A 22,641-nucleotide genomic window follows, 5' to 3' on the forward strand; every position below is an offset into this window, starting at 1 on the left:
ATCGGGATGAGCACCTTTTTATTAGAAATCGTCACGCCTGAGCGGAAGGTTTACGCTGAGGATGTCAATATGGTGATCGTCAAAGGGCAGGAAGGCGAGCTGGGGATTCTACCGAATCATATCCCGCTTGTCACGCCGCTCAGGATCGCTCCGATTGTGATTAAGAAAGACAGATCCGAAGAGGTCATTGCCGTGAACGGCGGGTTTCTTGAGGTTCGCAAGGACAAGGTTGTCATACTGGCTGAAAGCGCGGAACTGCCTGGCGATATCGATATTGATCGCGCACAGGAAGCAAAGCGGCGGGCTGAGGAACGTTTGGACAGCAAACGTGACGAATATGACCACCGGCGTGCAGAGCTTGCCCTTCAGCGGGCGATCAACCGTCTGGAAGTCAAGAATCGGATTAATCGATAACAAGATGGACCGCCACACTTTTGTGTGGCTTTTTTTTTGGCCTTTTAGCAATTAATCGTTTCATTCCAAGGACAAGGGAAGAATAGGCGCGGCCGCAACGGAATGGCTGGAGGTTCCTGCTGCAAATTTGGAGGCACCGCACCAGCTGCATGATCCGTGCCTATCAATACGGCAGTACACCGTTAAAAAAATTGACGATATACGATATGCCGTCTATACTGAATCGAGAATAGTTCTCATTAGTTTGAGTCGGCCTGAGCTTTAGCTTAGCAGTTGTTTTTTTAAAAGAATCCAAAGGAAGAATCATGTTAGCGCCGCCGTGGGACGGAGCCATGCTGTTCTTCTTTTCAGTACATATGGCGGAAGGACGGACTGGCTATGAAGAAAGCATCAGCGTTTGAGATTGTCGCGGCGCGCTGCTGGAATTTGTTGAATGAGGGTCGGCCGTTTACACCGATTTTTGTTATAGGAGCTTATCTGCTTTATCATGTGCGGGATTTGTCGGAGCCCTCCTTCTGGATTGCGTTCGCGCTTGGATTATTGGTTGGGCTGCCGGTGTTCGGGCTTTATTTTGTGTATGACTTCCCTTTGTTTTTGCGGAATTATTTGTGGCTGCCGATTGTGGCGGCTTTAGTGTTGTGGCGGGATGTGCCGCTCGATTTGGGCTTGTATGGCACAGCGCTGGGATTGTTCTTCTTCTTTACCGTATATTTTTGGGGGACCTTCTATTATCATCTGCGAATCGGCACGTCGTGGTGGAATTTTAGACGCTTCTGGAAGCTTGTCCTGAAAAACAGCGACTCCACCAGCGGCAATGCCCAGGAGCAGATGCCCAAATTCCTGCTGCTGCTGTTTATCGTGGATATGACGGCGCAGGGCTGGCAGTTCGACGGAGAGCAGTCGAGGCTCTTATATAGTTGGACATCTTATGCCTGTTTTGTGATCGGCCTGATGGTATATACGTGGGTACTGCACCGTTATCTGTTCGACTGGAAACCGCGGGAGATTGCCACACGGACCTCGAATGTGACAGTGCCGAAGAAAGGAATCAGCGATAAAGTGTTTGTGCTGGTTATTGACGGGATGCGCAAGGACCGCTTCGAGGAGGCGGACGCGCCTTTTCTCAAGAAATGGCGGGCAGAAGGTACCGAATATACACAGATGGAGACGGTGTATCCGGCAAGAACGGTCGTCTGCTTCTCTTCCATGTTTACGGGAACCTACCCGAGGGAGCACGGCATCACCTCCAACATGGTGTGGAGTCTTGGGATCAAGACGGAATCGATATTTGACAGTTTGCGAAAGGTCGGCAAACGGGGAAGGCTGCTCGGCATCGCGCATCTGATTGATTCGATGGGCGATGATGTGGAAAGTGTAACAGCTGTTATGCATAACGATAAAGCGGACCGCAATATTATGGAGAGGGCCAAGCTGATCATGACGGAGCAGAATCCGGATCTGCTGGTGGTGCAGTTTATTGCCACCGATCAGACAGGACACAGTATGGGGGCGCTGTATGATGAATACCGCGTCAAAATCGAGGAGGCCGACCGCCTGATTGCCGAGTTCGCCGGATGGCTTAGAAGTGAAGGCCATGCTGACAACGCAACATTTATTGTCTGCGCCGATCATGGACAAGCAGACGGCATCGGCGGCCACGGCCATCTGGACGAAGGAGAACGTTACGTGCCGTTCTTCATCCATGGGCCTGCTGTGAACAGGGGCGTTAAGGTTGAGGACAAGCATTCACTGGTATCAGTTGCCCCGACGCTGAGTTATCTCCTCGGAGCGCCGTTTCCGGACCACAGCCGGGGGCCCGTTCTGATGGAAGCGATCAAAGCCAGAGCAGCAGCGGGAATACCTGGAAGCAGAGGAGCAGAATCCAAGAAGGCAGCGGCTGCTGCCAAGAGTGAAGCAGCAAAACAAGGTGGTTTGTCTGCAGTCAATAGGGAACCGGCTTCCGGTGGGGATAAGCAGTCTGCCGCCAGGAGGGCACCGGGAACCAAGGATGAAGCTGTCAGTGAGGTGGTTGCTGGACCTGCAGCCAGGATCGGGGCAGCGAAGTCAGGGGAATTATCGGTTGTACCCAGGAATACAGCAGCTCTGCCGGAGAGGACAAGCAAGCCTGTCCGGAAGAAATAAGCTGTTAGGTTAATGGATGTTGCGCGTGGCTTAGCTGGATGCTTGGGAAGTTTCGGCGTTGCGCATGCTGAAATGAGAGTCCTATCTTCTTAAGGGATGCTGAACAGGAAAGAATGACGGGAAAGAAGTTGGACATACGATGGTTGTGCGGAAGCTGATTGTTTTTTTGCCCGCTTATAATGAAGAATTGAATATTGGCCATGTGATTGCCCGTATTCCCCGGGAAATCAAGACGGGCTGGCAGGTTGAAGTGGCCGTAATTGATGACGGGTCCACAGATGGTACAGCTGCTGCAGCACGGAGGGCAGGAGCCGATCATGTGGTGTCATTTGGCGAAAATCGGGGGCTCGGCGCGGCAGTTCGTGAGGGACTGGCTGTTTGTGTGCGGCTTGGCGCAGATATCGGACTGATGATTGATGCGGATAATGAGTATCCTGCGGAACAAATACCGGAGGTCATACAACCGATTTGGGAAGGACGGGCCGACTATACGATGGGCTCGCGTTTCAAAGGCGAAATACAGGGCATGAAGCTGATGCGGCGGCTCGGCAATATAGGCTTCACCCTCCTGCAAGCGCTCATTCTGCGGCGGATGATCTGGGACGGCCAGTCCGGTATGCGGGGTTTTTCCAGAGAGGCGATGGAGCATGCCGAAATTATCCATGACTATAATTATGCGCAGGTGCTTACTCTTAATCTGGTCAGGCAGGGCTTTCGGATGGAGGAAGTGCCTATCCGCTATCAGGTTCGCCTTCATGGTGAATCCTTTATCAAATTCCGCCGTTATGTGACGGCAGTGCTTCCGGCGGTCTGGAGAGAGCTGCGCCGTCCGGTGAAGAAGCATCATCGCGCGGTAAAGGATAACAGCAAGCGGGTTCTGGCAAACCCCGGACAGCGTACGGGAGATTAAAGGCCAACGCGACTTCCGGTGAAACAAGGGGGATTGACTGTTTGAGAGCAAGAGAGCGAAAGAAGCGGCTGTGGTCCATGCTGTTCCCGGCCGTGGCCGCTGTTCTGGTATTGATATGGACGTTGTACGGTTTCATGCATATCAGTCCGTTCGCCGCCACCTGGGATGAGGTGGATTTTGCGCTTGCCCTGACGCGCTTTGATCTGCTCACCATGCAGCCCCATTTTCCCGGGTATCCTTATTTTGTATTGGGGGGCATGGGACTCAGCCGCTTTATGCCGGAACCCATCCAGGCCTATGGTGCGTGGAACCTGCTTCTGACAGCCTCCTCGTGCGTGCCTTTGTGGCTGCTGGCGCGGCGGATTTTATCACGCTTCTGGTCAGCAATTGTTGGCTGCCTGGTGCTGACTTCTCCCTGCCTGTGGCTCCAAACCGTTCGGCCTATGTCGGAGGCGGCGGGTATTGCCTTGTTATGGTGGTTCCTGTGGTGCTGGTGGCGGGCGATGGAGCATCCGGGCTGGCGGTGGTCCGTCATTGCCTTGTTTGGGTTTGGGCTGTTGATGGGCGTCCGACTGTCGTTTGCGTCATTTGGCCTGGCTGTTGTATGGCTGCTTGTCAACCATTGTGCCATCTGGCGCAAAGAGGGCAAGCGGGTGCTGCCGAGACTGCTGCTTTTTGGGCTTGCGGCTGTGCTCTTCCAGCTGCTGTGGGTGGCCGGTCTGGCTATGAGCGAGGGCGGGCTGGCCGGTTTTGTGAATCTGGCGGCGGCTTTTACCGCCGGTCACTTCAGTGAGTGGGGGGGCGGGGTTGCGGCCACCGGCGAATATTCGTTTGCCGGGCGGCTGCTGCATTTCGCCGGCGACAATCTGCTCTGGACCGGCATGTTTGCCCGTTCCAATTCATTGCTGGCGGCTGCGGCTGCGCTGCTGCTGGCGGCCGTGCTCTGCGCGGGCAGCAGGCCGCCTGCGCAGAGCGCTGGCGACGGCCCGCGCCGCGAAGCTCTGGCCCGGGCGGCGGCATGGCTCCGCCACCCGCCGCTGCCGGCGGCCCTGGCTGCGCTGTCACTCGCCTACGCCGCGTGGGCACTGCTGGCGCAGAACATCGACAAGCCGCGGCACATCACACCGTTAATCGGTGTGATGTGGCTGCTGCTGCTTGCTCTGTTCCGCGCGGCGGCGCCGAAACCTGCGCCCGCCCCAGGACCGCCGGCGGCTCCGCGAGCTGAGCCGCCGGCCGAGACCCGCCTATCGGGCGGGCGGGTCATGGACGCTCCCGCCTGCATGCCTGACCCCGCTTGCCCGCCGCAGCCCGGCAGCGCGGGTCTTCCCCAGCCCGGCGGCTTCGCAGACCGGGCGCCCGCAAGCTTCTCGCCCCGGACTGTCCCGGACCCCGGGGCACGGAAATACGCCGTCTCCTCCGCGCTAGCAGCGCAGATCGGAAGTGTCCTGCGGGCGGCGGGCGGTGTCCTCGCCGCAAGCATCATCGTACTGCAGACCGTGCAGGGCAGTACGCTGCTCAAGCGGCAGGCGGAAGAACAGCCGGCTGTTTATCAGCTGGCAGCCGCCCTTGATGGCATGCAAAGCCATTCAGGTACAAAGAACCGGGCTGTCGTGTATACGTGGGAGGAATCAAGAGTGCTGGATTATTTGCATACCGGGGTGAGCCACCGGCAAATTCTGACCTATTCGTATTTCCTGGCCGATGTGAAGGCGAATCCGGAGGCGGAGATTTTGTTGACGGACCACGTATTAAGCGGGTTTGAAGCCCAGGCGGGCCCCTTGCGCGATAAGGTCAGACTTGCAGCCGCTTTTCATAGCGAGGCTTTATTTGATCCGGTTTATCATGATATCCAATTATATGAATGGATACGTTGACGCCAACCCGTACGCGCTGAAAATGCAGCAGGTCTCGGACGATTTTTCATATTGACACTATTATTGAAAATGATTATCATTGTCTACGTGATTATAGCATTACGATTTCACAACAGAAGGTGAGAATATGCGCACAATCTCATTTACTATAACCGCAATGCTTGCTGTTGTGATTATATTCGCTCTGACGCCAGCCAGCGTCCGGGCTTATTCGTATGGCGATGCCAACACTGAAGATGTTGCGGAAACCTTCAAGCTGGTGGTGGCCGATCTTACCGTATCGCCGGTCGACTGGAAAGGCGTAGAGGATGCGCATAAGGCGCGCCGATCCGAAATTGCCTCCCATTTTGGCGAAGAGGTCGCCGCTGAATTGGACGCAGACATTGCCTCACGCGACGCGGAACTGCTCACAGCCAACTACAAGGCGCTGCTCGTCATGAATCTGGACCGGCGGTTCGAGAGTGTCATCCAGTCCATAGATGAATATACACAGACTAAGCTGCTGCTGGCCAAAGCCAAGGCAACCTTCGAGGTGCTCAAGCCTTATGCGGAAGCCAAGCTCACCAAGGAGCAGACGGACGGCATAACGGATGATTTCCAGAAAGCGCTGGATGCCATCGGCAATCCCGGTCTGTTCGGCGTAGGCCAGAAAGAAGCCGATCCCGAGGCTCTCAAAACGACAGTCAACCGGATTTACGATATATTGGTCCCTTTATTTCCCTACAGCGGGAAGCCCGGGACCGGTCAGCCGACAGAAGGCGACACAGGCAATGCCGCAGCATCGCCGGGTGAGGGTTCAGCAGGCGGGGAGACCATACAAGGCAACAAAGAGCATGCTCCCATGGAACGCACGGAGAAGACCAACGCGGGCGTTACGATTGGTGTAATAGGCGGGGTCGCGGTCGTCGGTATTTGCGTGGTGTGGTGGGCCCGGCGCAAAGGTATTTTCTAAAGGAGTGGAGACACCATGAATGTGCAGGCATTTCTCATCACATTTCGTGAAGCCTTCGAAGCGATTCTCATCGTGGGCATTATTGTATCGTATCTGAAGCGCATCGGCCAATCGAAATGGAGCAGGTGGGTTTGGCTTGGCGCAGGGTGTGCGGTTCTCGCCAGTCTTGGCGTAGCGCTGGTTTTTCAAACCGTGCTCGACGGCTATTCCACCATGGGCAGCCAGGACTACATGCGCATCGGCATTCTTCTTGTTTCCTCCATGCTTCTTACCCATATGATTATGTTCATGAGCAAGCAGAGCCGTGATATGCGGAGCAAGCTGCAGAATAAAGTCGCTCTAATTTTGACGACCGGCGGCGCCATTAATATGGTCGTCCATTCGTTTCTCGTAACCTTGAGGGAAGGGGTGGAAACGATATTCTTCTTCGCTGCTATCTCGCAGGGCGATCTTTCGCAGGCGCTGCAGAGCTGGGGCGCTGTTCTGGGCCTGATTTGCGCAGCCGCGCTCGGATTTCTTGTCTTCAAGGGGAGTAAGAAGATCCAGCTCGCCACCTTTTTTAAAGCGACCAGCCTGTTTCTGATTCTTATTGCAGCGGGGCTGTTCGTACAGGCGATCGGGGTTATGCAGGATCTGAAGCTGATGGGTACGGTGTATCATACATCCGGCGGCGAGATCGGAGAAGTCTACGATATCACATGGATCATGCCCGAGCATCCCATCGATGAGGCGAATTACATACGGGATACGGGCCGGCACCCGCTCGTTAACGGACAGGTAGGTGTATTCTTCAAGGCTTTCCTCGGCTATTCGGAGGCGCCCTCTGTAGAAGAATTTGTCGCCTACTGGATGTACTTCCTGCTGGTTTTTGTGCTTATTGTCCGCCAGAGGAAAGTGGAATCGCCGCAAGGCGTCTCCGGTCAATCCGTTCTCACTGCGAGAGCCGCCCTGCGGGATGAAAAATAGAAATTTGCTTTAATATCAAGGCTCTTACCCGTCTTTCGAGTCGGTGGGGAGCTTTTTTGCGTTGTCTTGGATAGACAATCCTCTGAATAGATTTGTCCAATATAAGCCATTCTAGTAAGAAGAAAGGAATTTGTCGAATTGCGTTCACTATGCTGCAAGGTTCCAATCATGAACGTATTGCAGGCTTTAAATATTAATTTCCTGATCCCATACAACATGAAGCGGCAACGAAAGAAGGTGGATATATGAAAGGCCCGTTCTTAAGCAGTCACAGCGGAAAATCCGGAGGCGACAAGAAGCAGCAGATTCGTGATCGGGCTGTAGAGCCTCATATGAAAGCCTTTGAAGATATGAAAATCGATCCTGACCTGAAGGCGACATTAAAGCTTATTGAGGAGGAGATGGGCGGAAGCAACGATGTCATTGTGAAGGAAATAACCCTGATGGGGGAGATTCCGTTTCAGGCTGCGGTTCTATACATACAAGGGCTTGTGGATGATAACCGGCTCAATGAGCATGTGCTTGAGCCGGTTCAGCGCGCCCGATTGACGGCTCCTGCGGTTAACGCGGACGAAACGCTCAACCAAATTAACAAGAGTCTGCTGCAGGTAGGCGATGTGGAGGCAGTAGATAACTGGGCGAAGGTTTTTCAGTCACTGTTTGTCGGCAACACCATCTTGTTTGTCGATGGACTGAATAAGGCTATATCTGCGGGTACGATTGGAGGACCGAAGCGTGATGTAACGGAACCGCAAACCAATATGGTTATTCGCGGACCGCGGGAGGGGTTTACCGAGTCCATCCGTACAAACAGCGCACTGCTGCGCCGCAAAATACGCAGTCCCAAGCTTTGGCTTGATCAGCGGACCATCGGCAGTGTCACACAAACGCCGGTCGGAATCATGTATGTGAAAGGTATTGCGGATGATTCCTTGATTGAGGAGTTGTCTATCCGGCTGGATGCCATATCCATTGACGGCGTCCTGGAGAGCGGATATATCGAAGAACTGATCTCGGATCAGAAGATTACCCCATTTCCGACGATTTTTTATAATGAGCGGCCTGACGTTATAGCGGCAGGGCTGCTGGAGGGACGTATTGCCATTCTGGTCGACGGCACCCCCTTCGTCCTGATGGCTCCGGCAACCTTCAATGTCTTCTTTCAGGCTGCGGAGGATTATTATCAGCGCTATGATATTTCCACCTTTTTGCGTATGCTCCGTTTTCTCTCGTTTGCGATGGCCTTGCTGCTTCCTTCTGTTTATGTCGCTATCGTCGGTTATCATCAGGAAATGATTCCGACACCGCTCTTGCTGAAGCTTGCCGCACAGCGGGAGGGTGTGCCGTTTCCTGCCTACGTGGAAGCCTTCATGATGGAGATTATATTTGAAGTGCTGCGGGAAGCGGTTGTACGGATGCCCATTGCCGTAGGCAATACGATTTCCATTGTAGGAGGTCTCGTTATCGGGCAATCGGTCGTGGAAGCGGGATTCTTCTCTCCAGCCGTTGTCATCATTGTTTCCTTGACGGCCATTACGAGCTTTGTCTCTCCTGCCTATAACCTGGCCATCGCCGCCCGGCTGCTGCGTTTTGGTTTGCTGATTGCCGCTGCTTCACTGGGTTTTTATGGAATTGCGCTAATTGTCCTTGCTCTGCTGCTGCATCTGACAAGTTTACGCACGCTGGGTGTTCCCTATTTGAAGCCTTTTGCTCCCTTGTTCTGGAAGGACATGAAGGATAGCATCATTCGGGTTCCCTTCTGGATGATGAAGCAGCGTCCGCAAGGAGCTGCACCTAAAAATAAAGTCAGGGAATCGACTGACATCAACAAATCCAAAGGTGGAGATTCGTGATGATTGCATCCGCAGCCTACGGCTTGTTCCGCGTGCAAAGAGTCCGAACCATGGCCGTTGTTCTCTGTTTGCTGCTGCTGACGCCGCTAATTTCAGGCTGCTGGGATGTTCGCTATCTGGATCGGATCGGGGTTGTGTTTGCGATTGGCGTAGATGATGATCCGACGGGCAAGCACAAGCTTTTACTAAGCGTTCAGGTAGTTCTGCCGCAGAACGTTAGCGGCGGCAGCAGGGGCTCATCGGCACAAGGGCCTGCGGTGATTACGTTCAGGGAGAGCGCCGACACCATGTTTGAGGGCCTTCGCCATATGGGGACGATGACCTCGAGAAGACTTTATTTTTCACACACTCAATTGTTTGTCATAGGGGATGCAATAGCACGACAGGGATTCTGGCCGCTGCTTGATTTTGTCGACCGCAATCCGGAAGTCAGAACCAATATCCAGATGCTGATTGCCAGAGGTACGCGTGCAGAGCAGCTGCTGAAAACAACGACGCTTATGGAGCCCATACCTGTCCAGCAAATTCACAGCATGGTGGAGACCACCCAGAAATCCTGGCCCCAATCATATAAAGTAACCGCACAGGAATTGATCAGGGATGCGGTAGATGACATGAAGCAATCGACGATGCCTTCAATCCTGTTAGTAGGAAATAAGAGCAGCGGCAACGACAGCAAGAATGTGGAGAAAATCAAACCGGATGTAATTCCCAAGCTGTCCACAATGGCCATCTTCCGCAGCGGTGAACTCATCGGATATTTAAATCAGCAGCAATCGCTGGGGTTGGGATGGATCATGAATAAAGTAAACGATACGATTGTTAAGGTGCCATGCATGGACAATGATAAGTCGCAGGGGGAAGTAACGATTGAAATTCAATCCGCTGTAACGAAGCTCAGTGTACGCCGTTCCAAGAAATCCGCCTATCCGGAAATCATGATCTCCGTGAAAACCAAGGGGATCATCTCTGAAATTACATGCAGGGACCTGAATGTGATTGACGAGACGACCTTTGAGCTTTTTCAAGCTAAAGGCGAGAAGAAGATTACCGCTGAGATCGAAGCGGCCATCAAGCAAATTCAAGAAGTTTATCATACGGATACCTTCGGTTGGTCAACCGTGATTTATAAGGGAATGCCGCAGACATGGAAGAAGCTTAAGCCCAGGTGGGATGATGAATTTGTGCATATTCCTCATCAACTGAAAGTAGATGTCAAGATCGGCGGCACGGGTCTCCGGGGCAAATCGATTGTGAAATGAAGGAGGGATCTGACAGATGATTGTTTGCGGGGTTGTAGTGGTTATGGGAATCATTATTGGCATCCGGATATGGACCCAATTGATTCAAGAGAAAACAAGAGAAGCCGTCTGGGCCATCGCGATTTTGACGCTCGGGGTCGCTTATTCCTGTGTGGTTATCCTTAAAATCCCTATGCCCAATCCGGTCGATGTTATCGACAGAATGACGGAGCCTGTATATAGAGTAGTCCTCGAGGCTATAGGGATAACCCCTTTATGAGCGGCAGGGACGAAATTAATAATGGGCTGCTGTCGGGCAGCCAATTGGGAAAATTGCATGTACTCTTCGCGCTTGGCACCGCTGTTCTTATTCTGCCGACGCTTGTCGTCCTGGTGGCGAAGGAGGATTCCTGGATAACCTTGACTTTGGCATGGCCGTTGAATTATATATTTCTGTTTGCGCCCCTGGCATTAAATAAGCGGTTCCCCAATTTTTCCGTGGTGACCTATTCCCAGAAAATATTGGGGCGATGGGGCGGAACCCTTTACATGTTGATGTATATCGGATTCTTCATTCTCTTGAGCGCCTTTACACTTCGTAACATGGGTGATTTCATCGGAACCGCGATTCTTCCGGAAACGCCGCGCTGGTTTACCCATATTACGTTTATGATTGTTATCGCTTATGGGGTACTGCTTGGAGCGGAAGTGATCGGGCGGACAGGTGAGCTGCTGTTTATGTGGATTTTCATTGTGACGGGAGTCATTTTCCTGCTGCTGTTCAATAAAATGGATTTCAACAATATGTTTCCGATTCTGGCCAATGGCTGGGGTCCGCCGCTGGGAGGGCTTTACCCCGTTGTCGGGTTTCCGCTTGGTGAATATACTTTCATCATGATGCTGCTGCAGCTCGTCCGGCCGGAGGACCGTCCCAAGCTTCGCCGTAAATTATGGTCATACGCTGTGGTTATCGGGGTATCCGCATTAGCGATGACGTTTTTGCTGTTGACGGTTCTAGGAGTTGAATTGGCAACGCGAAGCCCCTATGCAGTTTACGATATGGCCAAGGAAATCGATCTTGGCGACGTTGTGGAGCGCGTCGAAATTACGATTGCCGTCATCTGGATAAGCACGGTGTTTACGAAATTTGTACTTTGCTTTTATGTCGCCAATCTCGCTGCTGCAGAGCTGCTGCGGTTCTCAACCTACCGGTCGCTCACCGTGCCGCTTGCGTTTATCGTGGTTCCGTTATCCCTGGTGGTTTACCGGAACTCTGCTCAAATTACCCAGTTTGCTTTTGATTCATGGCCGGTCCTCAGCGTTTTCCAAGGACTGGTTATGCCGCTGGTACTGCTTGCCATTGCGGCTATGAGGGGCCTGAGGGATGCCTCACATCCCGCTATCAATGTAATACCGGGGGCTGGGGGGAACGCCGGTGGAGGGCAGCCTGATGCTCAAGCGGGCAGCAAAGCGGACGGGCAGGCGGGCGGTACCGAATCGCAGGAAGCCGAAAAGGGGGATTCGGAGCCTGCCTACAACCGGACCCAAAGCAGTCTCGTTTTGACACAGGATGGCAAGGATATCAGCGGGAATATGGAGAATTCCGGGGAAGAAAAGCAGCAGTGACGATATGGGCGGGAGAGATAAAGGAAACGCATTCAACTCCGACATAGACGGGGATGGGAGCATTTGTTATAATTGTGATGGAAATTTGACCAAGCGGTGCGGTCCTTCCCACCTGCAAACGGTTGTTCTATGGAGGCGATGGTGTGGAGAAGTACATCAATAATTATGTGATTGTAGCCATCTTCATTCTGCTTGGAATCCTTCTTCCGGTGGTGGCTTTGAGTGCCGGCCGACTGCTTCGTCCCCATAAGCCGACAGATGAGAAAAAGACGACGTACGAAAGTGGAAATGAGCCTGTAGGGGAAGGGCAAGTGCGGTTTAATGTACGCTACTACCTGTTTGCCCTGATGTTTGTCATCTTTGATGTGGAAACCGTTTTCTTATACCCCTGGGCCGTTGCATATAAGCAGCTCGGCCTTTTTGTGCTTGTTGAAATGGCGATATTTGTGGGACTTTTGCTGATCGGCCTTATCTATGCCTGGAAGAAGAAGGTGCTCAAATGGAATTCAATTTAGAGTCGATCTCCCCTGAAGAGCGGAAAGAGCTGGAGCGCAATGTATTTATGGGCACGCTTGAGGAGCTGAAGGCATGGGCCCGCAGCAATTCGCTGTGGCCGCTTACCTTCGGACTTGCCTGCTGCGCAATCGAAATGATGGGTACCGGGGCTTCGCACTATGATCTGGACCGGTTCGGAGTTATGTTCCGCACGTCGCCGCGGCAGTCGGATGTCATGATCGTAGCCGGTACGGTTACGAAGAAGATGGGGCCCCTGCTGCGAAGGCTGTATGACCAGATGCCTGAGCCCAAGTGGGTGATTGCCATGGGCTCCTGCGCGACTGCAGGCGGACCTTATGTGAAGTCGTATGCGGTGATTAAAGGCGTTGACCAGATTGTTCCGGTGGATGTTTATATTCCCGGTTGTCCCCCTAACCCGGCGGCGCTGATCTATGGGATCAATAAGCTGCAGGAGAAGATCCGCTATGAGGCGAAGACCGGGAAGCGGGTGACCAGCCGATGAGCGACGAGAAGGACAAAGAGCCTGGACAGCAGGCTGATCAGGAGAAAAAGGAGCCTGTGGAAAGCGGCGGGCAGCCGGAACAAGGCGCGGCTGCCGCTCCGGATCGTCCTGCGGAGGAGCGGAGCGATCCGGCTGCAGCTGCGGCGCAGGAAGGCGGTGCCGCTGCTGTGCGCCAAGCTTCAGCAGACGGGGCTCCGGAGGGTGCGGCGCAAGAGTATATCGCGCCGACTGCGGATGAGTCCGCTTCTCCTGCAGGTTCGGCGGGCGAAGGTAAACCGCCAGCGCCGGCGGCAGCCGATCCGGAGCGCGAAGCCAAGCTGAAGGCGGCAGCGGAGGCCCGCGCCGCGCGTGCCGCGGCCAAAGCGGCGGCTGCCGGTGCAGCGGGTGAGCCGCCCGCGTCCGCTCCGGCGGCAGGGACCGATCCGGAGCGGGAGGCCAAGCTGAAAGCAGCGGCAGAGGCCAGGGAGGCCCGCGCTGCAGCCAAAGCCAAGGCAGAGAGCGAAGCCGCGCCCGAGGAGCCCAAGGCTCCTTCACACAGACAGCCCCAGCTCGATGAGGCAGTCGGCCACGTCCGGGCTCTTGTGGCGGAAGATGCGGTTGATGAAGCCTTGATCAACGAAATGAATGACCATATGCCGACGATCGTCGTGAAGGGAGATCGTCTGCTTGACGTCGCCAGAGTATTCAAGACGCATCCGACGCTGGACTGCAGCTATCTTCGCAATGTCTCCGGCATCGATTACGAGACGCATCTTGAAGTTGTTTATCATCTGGTTTCACTGGCGACCAGGCATGAATATGCGCTTAAAGTCAAAACGGACCGGGAGGCGCCGCAGATCCCTTCGGTTGTATCTCTGTGGGCCACTGCAAACTGGAACGAGCGGGAAATATTCGATCTGCTTGGCATCGGTTTTACCGGCCATCCCGATCTGCGGCGCATTATGATGCCTGATGACTGGGTGGGTCACCCCCTGCGCAAAGATTATGAACCGCTTGATCCGGAGGTGTAATCAGCTGTGATCCGTACTGAAGAACTGCTGCTTAACGTCGGGCCGCAGCACCCGAGCACCCATGGTGTGTTCCGTATTATCGTGAAGCTGGACGGCGAAGTGATCACCGAAGCGATTCCTGTCATGGGCTATTTGCACCGGGGCACCGAGAAGCTTGCGGAGAACCTGACCTATACCCAGATCATTCCCTATACCGACCGGATGGACTATGTATCGGCCATGACAAATAATTATGTGCTCTGCCATGCGGTTGAGACGATGATGGGGCTCGAAATTCCTGAGCGCGCCGAATTTATGAGGCTCATTGTTATGGAGCTTCAGCGGGTCGCAAGCCATCTTGTCTGGTGGGGCACCTATCTGCTGGATATCGGGGCGATGAGCCCGTTCCTGTATGCGTTCCGCGACCGCGAAATGATCATTGATTTCTTCAATGAGCTGTGCGGCGCACGGCTGACCTACAATTATATGCGTGTAGGCGGAGTCAAGTGGGATGCGCCGGAGGGCTGGCTCGACAAAGTGCGTGAATTTATCCCGTACATGGAGAAGAAGCTGAAGGAATATGACAGTCTCGTCAGCGGTAACGAGATCTTTTTGGCCCGGATCAAAGGAGTCGGACAATACGACGCCCGGACCGCAATCGATTATGGATTGTCCGGCGCTAACCTGCGGTGCACGGGCGTAGACTGGGATTTGCGCAAGGCGAAGCCATACAGCTTGTACAGCCGGTTCGAATTCGATGTGCCGCTGGGCTCCAAAGGAGACTGCTATGATCGCTATCTTATCCGGCTAGAGGAGATCCGCCAGAGCCTGCGTATTCTGAAGCAGGCGCTGGAGCAGATGCCTTCGGGCGGCGAAGTCATGGGCAAAGTGCCCCGTGTGATCCGGCCTCCGGCAGGTGAGGCTTATGTCAGTATCGAATCGCCCCGCGGAGAGATCGGCTGTCATATCGTCTCCAAAGGGAAGGCGGAGCCGTACCGGCTTAAATTCCGCCGTCCGTCCTTCGTGAACCTGCAAATTCTGCCCAAGCTGCTGGTTGGCGAAACGATGACCAACCTCATTACGATTCTGGGCGGCATCGATATCGTCGTCGGGGAGGTAGATGCTTAATGGGAGCCTGGCTGGATGAAACTCTGACATGGGGCAATGCCCTTATTTTCTTCCTATGGGGCGTTGTGCTGCTTGCGGTTGTGCTTGGTTTTGTAACCTATGCGATCTTTTTCGAGCGGAAGGTGATCGGCTGGATGCAGCTGCGGATCGGACCGAACCGTGTAGGGCCATTCGGGCTGCTGCAGACGGTGGCGGATATTACGAAGCTGCTGATCAAAGAAGATACAATACCGCGCAAGGCCGACCGGATGCTGTTTATTCTCGCGCCTGCGCTGGCCTATGTTCCCGCCTTTGCGGTGCTGGCGGTCATCCCCTACACGCAGAAGCTGTATTTTGCCGATATTAATGTCGGCTTGCTGTATTATGTGGCGTTGTCCGGCATATCCACGATCGCGATTGTGCTCGGCGGGTGGTCGTCGAACAATAAATATGCGCTGCTTGGAGGAATGCGCTCTGCTGCGCAGATGATCAGCTATGAGGTGCCTCTGGTCATATCGGTAGTGGGTGTCATTATGGTATCGGGCAGTCTGAATCTTCGCTCCATCGCGGAGCAGCAGGGCGACTGGTTCTGGCAGTGGAATTTCCTGCCCCAGATCATCGGATTTGTCGTGTTCGTGATTGCAGCGGTATCGGAACTTAACCGTACCCCGTTCGACCTGCCGGAGGCGGAGTCGGAGCTGGTAGCCGGCTATCATGTCGAGTACAGCGGCTTTCGTTTTGCATTCTTCATGCTGACAGAGTATGTTTACGTCTATGCGATCGCGTCGCTGACGACTGTGCTCTTCCTGGGCGGCTGGCATGCGCCCGCCCCTTTTCTTGATTTTGTGCCGGGAATCATCTGGTTCCTGCTCAAGTTCTCCCTTATTGTGTTTTTCCTGTTCTGGCTGAGAGCGACGATGCCGCGTATCCGGGTCGATCAATTGATGGGCTTCGGGTGGAAAGTGCTGCTGCCGCTGGCTATACTCAATGTATTCATAACAGCCGTTTATCTCGAGCTGTTTATTAAAGGGTAACGGAGGGATAAGGTATGAAGGGTCTCTTTAAAGGGCTGGGCGTTACATTCAAATCCATGACAGCAAAAAAGGTTACCACCTCCTATCCCGACAAGCCGATTATTATGCCGGACCGCTTCCGGGGCATTCAGCATTTCGAGCCGGACAAATGCATCGTGTGCAATCAGTGCGTGCGGGTTTGTCCGACGGAATGCATTACACTTACGGGCGTTGCCAACCCTGATCCGGATAAAAAGGGTAAAGTGATCGATACGTACGATATCAATTTTGAAATTTGCATTCTATGCGATCTTTGTACGGAGGTTTGTCCGACGGAAGCGATTGTCATGACGGGGAACTTCGAGCTGGCTTCCTACAGCCGCGATGACCTGTTCAAGGACCGCAAATGGCTGGATGAGAATAACAAGCTCGTCCGTCAGGACAACAACAACATCGGTGCCCCTCAAGCAGCCAAAGGGGGGGCCAAATAACCATGTTCAATGTGGATTTGACCGGCGAGTTCGTCGCGTTCTTCCTCTTCTCCATTATTATTATCAGCGGCGCGGTACTCATGGTAAGCTTTACCAAGGTTGTGTATATGGTTGTTTCTCTGGCGGCTGTATTCATCGGAATTGCCGGGATGTTCATTCTGCTGAATGCGGAGTTTCTCGCCTTCGTGCAGGTGCTGATTTATGCGGGGGCTGTCTCCATTCTGATGATTTTCGGCATCATGATGACCAGACATGAGGATAGTGAAACGGAGAAATCCAGACCGCTTCAGGAGACGCTCACGGCGGTAGGCGCCCTGGCGCTGTTCGGCATTCTGTTCTACGCGATCCGCCAGAGCGATTTCCCGGTTCCCCCGGCAGCACAGTCTGCTGCGGACAACACGATGGAAATCGGCAAACAATTGTTCACTGCTTACGTGGTGCCGTTCGAGCTGGTTTCGGTTCTGCTCACGGTTGCGTTTATCGGAGCCATTGTGCTTGCGAAGAAGGAGGCGGACTAGCATGTTATCTTCCTATTTGACGATGGCGGCTATTCTTTTTTGCATCGGCTTGTATGGCGCGCTTGTCAAGAAGAATGCGATTGTCGTGCTGCTGTGTATCGAGCTGATGCTCAATGCGGTCAACCTGAACCTTGTCGCCTTCTCCAAATACGGCGTTGTTCCGTCGCTGACCGGGCAGATGTTTGCGCTCTTTACCATTACGGTTGCCGCTGCAGAGGTGGCGGTTGGCATTGCGATTCTGATCGCATTGTTCCGGGCGCGGGGCTCGATCAATGCCGATGATTTCGACGAGATGAGGAGGTAAACCGATTTGGAAACCATGTTCTCACAGGTTGCCTGGCTCATTCCGCTGTTTCCGTTCGTCGCTTTTCTGCTGCTGCTCGCCTTTGGCCGCAATCAAAGCCTCATTGGCACAACAGTAGGCATTGTCGCTTCCCTTGCTTCGCTGGTCGTGTCCATTCTTGTGCTGGTGGAGCATATGAGCGACGGCGCATCCTACTACCAGTACAGCTTCAAATGGATTGACCTGGGTAGCATTCAAATCAATGCAGGCTTCGAGGTAACGAACCTGACGGCCCTCATGCTTGTTGTGGTGACGGCAGTCAGCTTCCTGGTGAACGTCTATTCAGCCGGTTATATGAAAGGCGACGAGAGGATATCCGTCTTCTTCAGTTATGTCGCGCTGTTCACGTTCTCGATGTTGGGACTTGTGCTCGCGGACAACATGCTGACGCTTTACGTCTTCTGGGAGCTTGTCGGCGTATGCTCGTTCCTGCTCGTAGGCTTCTGGTATACGAAGCCCGAGGCCGTGGCTGCGGCCAAGAAAGCCTTTATCGTGACGCGGATTGGCGATGCCGGCTTGCTGATTGCCATTCTGCTGCTTTACTGGTATATGCCGGACCACGCGCTGGATTTTGTACATATTCAGAACGTCTTCGACGGACAGACAGGCGCAATCGCCGCAAGCGTCACGACGCTGATTGCCATTCTTATTTTTGTCGGCGCTATCGGCAAATCAGGGCAGTTTCCGCTGCATGTGTGGCTGCCCGACGCCATGGAAGGTCCGACGCCGATCAGCGCCCTGATTCATGCCGCAACGATGGTTGCCGCCGGCGTGTATCTGGTTGCGCGCACGTTTGATATCTTCCAGGCTTCGCAGGCCGCAATGGATACAGTCGCTTATGTGGGTGCCTTTACGGCGATTTTCGCGGCGACGATTGGTGTTGCGCAGAACGATATCAAACGCATCCTGGCGTACTCGACCGTCAGCCAATTGGGCTACATGATGATGGCGCTTGGTCTTGGCTCGCTTACCGGCGGAATCTTTCATCTGTTTACGCACGCATTCTTCAAAGCGCTACTGTTCCTTGGAGCGGGCAGCGTCATCCATGCCGTGCATACCCAGAATATCCATGAAATGGGCGGTCTGGGTTCGAAAATGCGCATTACCGCCTGGACCTTCGGCATTGGCGCACTGGCACTTTCGGGCATACCGCCATTCTCCGGATTCTGGTCCAAGGACGCGATCCTGACAACGGCGCTGCACGAGAAGCCGGTGCTGTTTGTTGTCGGCGTGGCGGCTGCCTTCTTTACCGCATTCTACATGTCCCGGCTCTTCTTCTTGGTCTTCACCGGCAAGCCCAAGGGAGAGCAGCATGCGCATGAGTCGCCTTCCTCCATGACGCTGCCGCTTATTATTCTCGCGGTATTCGCAGTTATTGCCGGCTTCGTGCAGACGCCGTGGAATAACACGCTTGGTTCATGGCTGACCGATGGAGCGGAGACCGAGCATGGGGGCGGGGGCCTTGTCATGATCATCTCTACGGCGATCGGAGTGCTGGGCATTTACCTGGGCTGGCTGGTGTTTGTGAAAGGGACGATTTCCCGCGACGCTGTATCATCCCGTGCCGCATGGCTGGTCAGATTGCTGGAACGCAAATATTATATCGATGAGCTGTACCATGTGCTTATTGTCCGCTCTTTGCGGGCGTTCGGAGCTGGATTGGTCGCCTTTGACCATTATATCGTTGACGGCATTGTCCGTCTGGTTGGCGGAGCCGCGCTGCAATTGGGCCGCGGAGGTACCCGGCTGCAGAATGGCCAGGTGCAGACATATGGCCTGATTTCAGTGCTTGGACTTGTAATTCTCATTGCTGCAGTAGTCGGAAGGAGGTTCTGGTAATGCTGTCCGATCTTCCTATCCTGTCCTTTATTGTTTTTTCGCCGCTGCTGGGCATCATTGTGCTGCTTTTGCTTCCCAAGCAGAGCAGCCGCTGGCTGAAGGTAACGGCGATCACCGCTACATTTATTCCGCTTCTGCTCAGTCTCTGGCTGTATGCCGATTTTGAAGGAGCGAGCGGCGGGAAGCCGTATGAAGAGAATTCAACCTGGGTTGATGCGTCGCTGAGCAAAGAAGTAGTCGGCGAGGTGACGTCCTATGCTTTCAAATTTCAATATCATTTGGGCGTCGACGGGCTGTCGCTGCCGCTGCTGCTGCTGACAACCATTGTTGCCGCGATGGCGGCGCTCGCCTCAGTCAATATTAAAAAACGCTGGAAATCCTTCTACTTGTGGTTTCTGCTGCTGGAAATCGGGATGCTCGGCGTATTTCTGGCCAGAGACGTGTTTCTCTTCTTCGTCTTCTTCGAGCTCACCTTGATTCCGATGTTCTTCCTGATCGGAATCTGGGGCTATATGAACCGGGAGAAGGCAGCCAATAAATTTCTGATTTATAATGGTGTCGGCTCAGCAATCATGCTGATTGCCTTTGTTCTGCTTGTATCCACGGCAGGCTTCACCGTCGATCAGCCGGGAGGCGGTCAGGTCACGCATCTGTCCTACAGCGGTGATTACGCAGTGATCAAGGATAACATGGTCAACCCCGACTCGTATGTCAATATGCCGCCGGATGCCGCGCAAGGGCAGTCCAATCCATTTTACATGACGGATACGATGCGCTGGTCGATCTTCATTCTGCTGCTGATTGCGTTTGGCATCAAGCTGCCGATCTTTCCATTTCATACCTGGATGCTGCGTGTCCATGCGGAGGCTCCCCCTTCGATTGTCATGATTCATTCAGGCATCCTGCTCAAAATGGGGGCTTACGGGCTTATCCGCTTCGGCGTGTTTCTCTTCCCGCTCCAGACGAGCCACTGGGCCGTGGTGCTCGCCATATTGGGTGTCATCAATATACTGTACGGTGCGGTGCTGGCGCTGGTGCAGAAGGAATTCAAGCTGGTGCTTGCCTACTCGTCGATCAGCCATATGGGGATTGTCATGCTGGGTATTGCTTCCCTGAATGAAATTGGCCTGCAGGGGGCTATGGTCCAGCTTGTGTCACACGGCTTTATCTCTGCGCTATTGTTCCTTATTGTCGGCATTCTCTACGAGCGGACCGGCACCACGGAGCTCAGCGAGCTGGGCGGCCTGGCCAAGAGCCTGCCGTTTATCAGCGGCATTCTTCTGACGGCTGGGATGGCCTCGCTGGGACTGCCAGGATTATCGGGCTTTATCGGAGAGTTCCTCTCGCTTCTGGGATTGTTCGAATCGATGCGTATCCTAACGGCGGTCGCTGTGCTTGGTGTGATTCTGACCGCAGTGTATGTGCTGCGAAGCGTGCTCGGGATTACATTCGGTCCGATATCGGAGCGTTATGGATCACTGCGCGATGCCAGGCTCATCGAGGCTGTGCCGATGATTGCCCTGCTGGCATTCATTGTGCTGATCGGGGTGTACCCCGCCGTGCTGACCGAGCCGATGAAGCATGGCTTCGACGCTTTGCTGCAGCAACTTAACGGGAAGGTGGGGAGATAGACAATGGATGTTACCCAACAGCCGCTTCCGGCTCTTCAACCTCTTACCTGGAGCGATGCGGCCTATCTCGCCCCGGAATGGATTCTCATTGTTTTCACAATTGTATTGGTCATTATTGATCTGGCGATGCCAAGACAAGCCAGCCGGGCGGTTATTGGCTGGATCACGCTTGCCGGTCTATTGACGTCGCTTGGTTTTGTGATATGGCGGTTAATCGATCTGGTCAATCATCCGCTTTCTGCGAATGCCAACGGTGAGCCAACAGGCGGTGCGATCCGTCTGCTGGCTGACAGCTACCGGATCGATCAATTCTCCAGCCTGTTGAAAATCGTTTTTCTGGTGGCGACGGTGCTGATTGTGCTCCTGAGCCTGGGAACAGTCAAGCGCGCGGAGATTCCCGACAAAGGCGAATTCTACTACCTGCTGCTGCCGGCGGTCGTCGGTGCCATGATGATGGCCTCTTCCGGTGATTTGATCACCTTGTATCTAGGTCTTGAGCTGCTCAGCATCACAACCTATGTGCTGGTTGGAATTCGAAAGCATGCCGTCCAGTCTGCCGAGGCTGCATTCAAATATGTGGTGACCGGCGGTATCTCATCCGCGCTGATCCTGTTTGGAATGTCTTATCTGTACGGGATCACAGGCGCCACGAATCTGGGTGCCATTGCGATTGGTGTCCAGCAGCATGCTGCGGATTTCAAAGAACTGCTCTATATCGCCTTTTTCTTCATTATCGCAGGGCTTGGCATCAAAATCGCAGCAGCGCCGTTTCATCTTTGGGCTCCGGACGTCTATCAAGGCGCACCGACGCCGATTACGGCTTTTCTCGCGGTTGTTTCCAAGGGCGCCGCGCTCGCTGTTGTCTTTCGGATCGTCTATAATGTCGTGATCTTCGCCAATACACCGGATGCCCCCATTGCCGACGATATGCTGCTCGTGCTGCTTATTATGGCGGCCGCTGCGATGATCGTCGGCTCCACGGCAGCACTGCGTCAGGTGAATCTGAAACGGCTCATGGCGCTCTCGGGTGTAGCCAATGCAGGATACCTGCTCGTGCCGCTGGGGATCTCCTTCAAAGGCTATCACACGTCCAATTTCAGCGAGTTTCTGTTCTACCTGGCGGTATATATGTTGATGAATATCGGAGCGTTCGCCGTCATCACTGTTGTGAGCAAGGCATCCGGCAATGATGAGTTGAACGGGTTCGCCGGATTGTATTACCGGGCGCCCTGGACAGCGGCGGCCATGATTGTATTCGTGCTTTCACTGGCGGGACTGCCGGTTACAGGCGGGTTTTTCGGCAAGCTGTTCATCCTGCTTGGCGCTGCCCAGTCCCAGGCTTACTGGATTGTGGCGGTCATGGTGGCAACCAGCGCCATTTCGTATTATTTCTATTTCGGAATTGTCCGGCAAATGTTCATGCGCTCGGCGACTCAGGATACTGAGGTTCCCGTGCCGGTGACGACAGGCATTGTGATTTGGCTGAGCGCGGTTTTGACAGTTGCGCTTGGTATTGTTCCCGGTCCTGTTCTGGGCTGGATCAATGAGCATTTTTCCGTCGTCAATGACTTGTTTACGCGTATTGGCAGTTAGCTTGTCTGCAACCTACATGAAGTACGCTGATCTGGAAAGCGGTTCAGGCCCTGAACAGGGGACTTGGACCGCTTTTTTTTCCTTATCCCGGACCTTTCCGTGAAATTTAACATTTCGGATA

21 protein-coding genes are annotated in these 22,641 nt (G+C 54.0%); all 21 read left to right on the forward strand.

Translation table 11 applies throughout. The features are described 5' to 3' along the window. The first annotated feature begins 6 nt into the window (after nt 1–6). The 21 genes from AC0YNV_RS20075 to AC0YNV_RS20175 all read left to right on the forward strand — a co-directional run bounded on the left by AC0YNV_RS20075 (nt 7) and on the right by AC0YNV_RS20175 (nt 22,520). On the forward strand, nt 7–414 hold the full coding sequence (locus AC0YNV_RS20075; protein ID WP_210039057.1) for a F0F1 ATP synthase subunit epsilon: 408 nt from the start codon (nt 7–9) through the stop codon (nt 412–414). Nucleotides 415–792: 378 nt separating this feature from the next. Next, nucleotides 793–2,556, forward strand: a complete 1,764-nt coding sequence (locus AC0YNV_RS20080; protein ID WP_475769608.1) for an alkaline phosphatase family protein — start codon at nt 793–795, stop codon at nt 2,554–2,556. Nucleotides 2,557–2,695: 139 nt separating this feature from the next. Next, entirely contained in the window at nt 2,696–3,466 is a 771-nt protein-coding gene (locus AC0YNV_RS20085; protein ID WP_475769609.1) for a glycosyltransferase family 2 protein, read from the forward strand. Between the two features lie 41 nt (nt 3,467–3,507). Continuing rightward, entirely contained in the window at nt 3,508–5,340 is a 1,833-nt protein-coding gene (locus tag AC0YNV_RS20090) for an ArnT family glycosyltransferase (RefSeq protein ID WP_475769610.1), read from the forward strand. Between the two features lie 127 nt (nt 5,341–5,467). Continuing rightward, nucleotides 5,468–6,292 (forward strand): hypothetical protein, encoded by an 825-nt coding sequence (locus AC0YNV_RS20095; RefSeq protein WP_475769611.1) that lies wholly within the window; start codon nt 5,468–5,470, stop codon nt 6,290–6,292. Between the two features lie 15 nt (nt 6,293–6,307). After that, nucleotides 6,308–7,258, forward strand: a complete 951-nt coding sequence (locus AC0YNV_RS20100) for an FTR1 family iron permease (protein ID WP_475769612.1) — start codon at nt 6,308–6,310, stop codon at nt 7,256–7,258. Nucleotides 7,259–7,503: 245 nt separating this feature from the next. Beyond that, nucleotides 7,504–9,111, forward strand: a complete 1,608-nt coding sequence (locus AC0YNV_RS20105) for a spore germination protein (RefSeq protein WP_475769613.1) — start codon at nt 7,504–7,506, stop codon at nt 9,109–9,111. After that, complete coding sequence (locus tag AC0YNV_RS20110; protein ID WP_475769614.1) at nt 9,111–10,373, forward strand: Ger(x)C family spore germination protein; 1,263 nt, start codon at nt 9,111–9,113, stop codon at nt 10,371–10,373. Before AC0YNV_RS20105 ends, AC0YNV_RS20110 begins: the two co-directional genes overlap by 1 nt. A 16-nt stretch (nt 10,374–10,389) precedes the next feature. Beyond that, a complete protein-coding gene (locus tag AC0YNV_RS20115; RefSeq protein WP_475769615.1) occupies nt 10,390–10,632 on the forward strand; it encodes a hypothetical protein in 243 nt (80 codons plus the stop codon). After that, nucleotides 10,629–11,978, forward strand: coding sequence for a GerAB/ArcD/ProY family transporter (locus AC0YNV_RS20120; RefSeq protein ID WP_475769616.1), 1,350 nt, complete (start codon nt 10,629–10,631; stop codon nt 11,976–11,978). Before AC0YNV_RS20115 ends, AC0YNV_RS20120 begins: the two co-directional genes overlap by 4 nt. A 143-nt stretch (nt 11,979–12,121) precedes the next feature. Then, the gene (locus AC0YNV_RS20125) at nt 12,122–12,493 is read left to right on the forward strand and encodes an NADH-quinone oxidoreductase subunit A (RefSeq protein ID WP_210039047.1); all 372 of its coding nucleotides are present in this window, start codon (nt 12,122–12,124) and stop codon (nt 12,491–12,493) included. Beyond that, a complete protein-coding gene (locus AC0YNV_RS20130; protein ID WP_210039046.1) occupies nt 12,478–12,996 on the forward strand; it encodes a NuoB/complex I 20 kDa subunit family protein in 519 nt (172 codons plus the stop codon). The genes AC0YNV_RS20125 and AC0YNV_RS20130 overlap by 16 nt, the downstream gene beginning before the upstream one ends. After that, on the forward strand, nt 12,993–14,006 hold the full coding sequence (locus tag AC0YNV_RS20135; RefSeq protein WP_475769617.1) for an NADH-quinone oxidoreductase subunit C: 1,014 nt from the start codon (nt 12,993–12,995) through the stop codon (nt 14,004–14,006). The genes AC0YNV_RS20130 and AC0YNV_RS20135 overlap by 4 nt, the downstream gene beginning before the upstream one ends. 6 nt (nt 14,007–14,012) lie before the next feature. Next, nucleotides 14,013–15,113, forward strand: coding sequence for an NADH-quinone oxidoreductase subunit D (locus tag AC0YNV_RS20140; protein WP_475769618.1), 1,101 nt, complete (start codon nt 14,013–14,015; stop codon nt 15,111–15,113). Then, nucleotides 15,113–16,126: an NADH-quinone oxidoreductase subunit NuoH gene (nuoH, locus tag AC0YNV_RS20145; RefSeq protein ID WP_210039043.1), complete on the forward strand. Its 1,014-nt coding sequence runs from the start codon at nt 15,113–15,115 to the stop codon at nt 16,124–16,126. Before AC0YNV_RS20140 ends, nuoH begins: the two co-directional genes overlap by 1 nt. A 14-nt stretch (nt 16,127–16,140) precedes the next feature. Further along, complete coding sequence (gene nuoI / locus AC0YNV_RS20150; RefSeq protein ID WP_210039042.1) at nt 16,141–16,596, forward strand: NADH-quinone oxidoreductase subunit NuoI; 456 nt, start codon at nt 16,141–16,143, stop codon at nt 16,594–16,596. Nucleotides 16,597–16,598: 2 nt separating this feature from the next. Then, nucleotides 16,599–17,114 (forward strand): NADH-quinone oxidoreductase subunit J, encoded by a 516-nt coding sequence (locus AC0YNV_RS20155; RefSeq protein ID WP_475769619.1) that lies wholly within the window; start codon nt 16,599–16,601, stop codon nt 17,112–17,114. 1 nt (nt 17,115) lies between these two features. Then, nucleotides 17,116–17,418 (forward strand): NADH-quinone oxidoreductase subunit NuoK, encoded by a 303-nt coding sequence (gene nuoK / locus AC0YNV_RS20160; RefSeq protein WP_210039040.1) that lies wholly within the window; start codon nt 17,116–17,118, stop codon nt 17,416–17,418. Between the two features lie 6 nt (nt 17,419–17,424). Beyond that, nucleotides 17,425–19,296 (forward strand): NADH-quinone oxidoreductase subunit L, encoded by a 1,872-nt coding sequence (gene nuoL / locus AC0YNV_RS20165; RefSeq protein WP_475769620.1) that lies wholly within the window; start codon nt 17,425–17,427, stop codon nt 19,294–19,296. Further along, entirely contained in the window at nt 19,296–20,927 is a 1,632-nt protein-coding gene (locus AC0YNV_RS20170) for a complex I subunit 4 family protein (protein ID WP_475769621.1), read from the forward strand. Before nuoL ends, AC0YNV_RS20170 begins: the two co-directional genes overlap by 1 nt. Nucleotides 20,928–20,930: 3 nt before the next feature. Continuing rightward, the gene (locus AC0YNV_RS20175; protein ID WP_475769622.1) at nt 20,931–22,520 is read left to right on the forward strand and encodes an NADH-quinone oxidoreductase subunit N; all 1,590 of its coding nucleotides are present in this window, start codon (nt 20,931–20,933) and stop codon (nt 22,518–22,520) included. Nucleotides 22,521–22,641: the final 121 nt, after the last annotated feature.

The organism is Paenibacillus sp. JT31N11 (assembly GCF_056269285.1).

What these genes read in the sequence shown, in the direction of transcription:
- AC0YNV_RS20075 (WP_210039057.1), top strand. Translation starts at nt 7, where the DNA reads ATGAGCACCTTTTTATTAGAAATCGTCACGCCTGAGCGGAAGGTTTAC.
- AC0YNV_RS20080 (WP_475769608.1), top strand. Translation starts at nt 793, where the DNA reads ATGAAGAAAGCATCAGCGTTTGAGATTGTCGCGGCGCGCTGCTGGAAT.
- AC0YNV_RS20085 (WP_475769609.1), top strand. Translation starts at nt 2,696, where the DNA reads ATGGTTGTGCGGAAGCTGATTGTTTTTTTGCCCGCTTATAATGAAGAA.
- AC0YNV_RS20095 (WP_475769611.1), top strand. Translation starts at nt 5,468, where the DNA reads ATGCGCACAATCTCATTTACTATAACCGCAATGCTTGCTGTTGTGATT.
- AC0YNV_RS20100 (WP_475769612.1), top strand. Translation starts at nt 6,308, where the DNA reads ATGAATGTGCAGGCATTTCTCATCACATTTCGTGAAGCCTTCGAAGCG.
- AC0YNV_RS20105 (WP_475769613.1), top strand. Translation starts at nt 7,504, where the DNA reads ATGAAAGGCCCGTTCTTAAGCAGTCACAGCGGAAAATCCGGAGGCGAC.
- AC0YNV_RS20110 (WP_475769614.1), top strand. Translation starts at nt 9,111, where the DNA reads ATGATTGCATCCGCAGCCTACGGCTTGTTCCGCGTGCAAAGAGTCCGA.
- AC0YNV_RS20115 (WP_475769615.1), top strand. Translation starts at nt 10,390, where the DNA reads ATGATTGTTTGCGGGGTTGTAGTGGTTATGGGAATCATTATTGGCATC.
- AC0YNV_RS20120 (WP_475769616.1), top strand. Translation starts at nt 10,629, where the DNA reads ATGAGCGGCAGGGACGAAATTAATAATGGGCTGCTGTCGGGCAGCCAA.
- AC0YNV_RS20130 (WP_210039046.1), top strand. Translation starts at nt 12,478, where the DNA reads ATGGAATTCAATTTAGAGTCGATCTCCCCTGAAGAGCGGAAAGAGCTG.
- AC0YNV_RS20135 (WP_475769617.1), top strand. Translation starts at nt 12,993, where the DNA reads ATGAGCGACGAGAAGGACAAAGAGCCTGGACAGCAGGCTGATCAGGAG.
- nuoH (WP_210039043.1), top strand. Translation starts at nt 15,113, where the DNA reads ATGGGAGCCTGGCTGGATGAAACTCTGACATGGGGCAATGCCCTTATT.
- nuoI (WP_210039042.1), top strand. Translation starts at nt 16,141, where the DNA reads ATGAAGGGTCTCTTTAAAGGGCTGGGCGTTACATTCAAATCCATGACA.
- AC0YNV_RS20155 (WP_475769619.1), top strand. Translation starts at nt 16,599, where the DNA reads ATGTTCAATGTGGATTTGACCGGCGAGTTCGTCGCGTTCTTCCTCTTC.
- nuoK (WP_210039040.1), top strand. Translation starts at nt 17,116, where the DNA reads ATGTTATCTTCCTATTTGACGATGGCGGCTATTCTTTTTTGCATCGGC.
- AC0YNV_RS20170 (WP_475769621.1), top strand. Translation starts at nt 19,296, where the DNA reads ATGCTGTCCGATCTTCCTATCCTGTCCTTTATTGTTTTTTCGCCGCTG.
- AC0YNV_RS20175 (WP_475769622.1), top strand. Translation starts at nt 20,931, where the DNA reads ATGGATGTTACCCAACAGCCGCTTCCGGCTCTTCAACCTCTTACCTGG.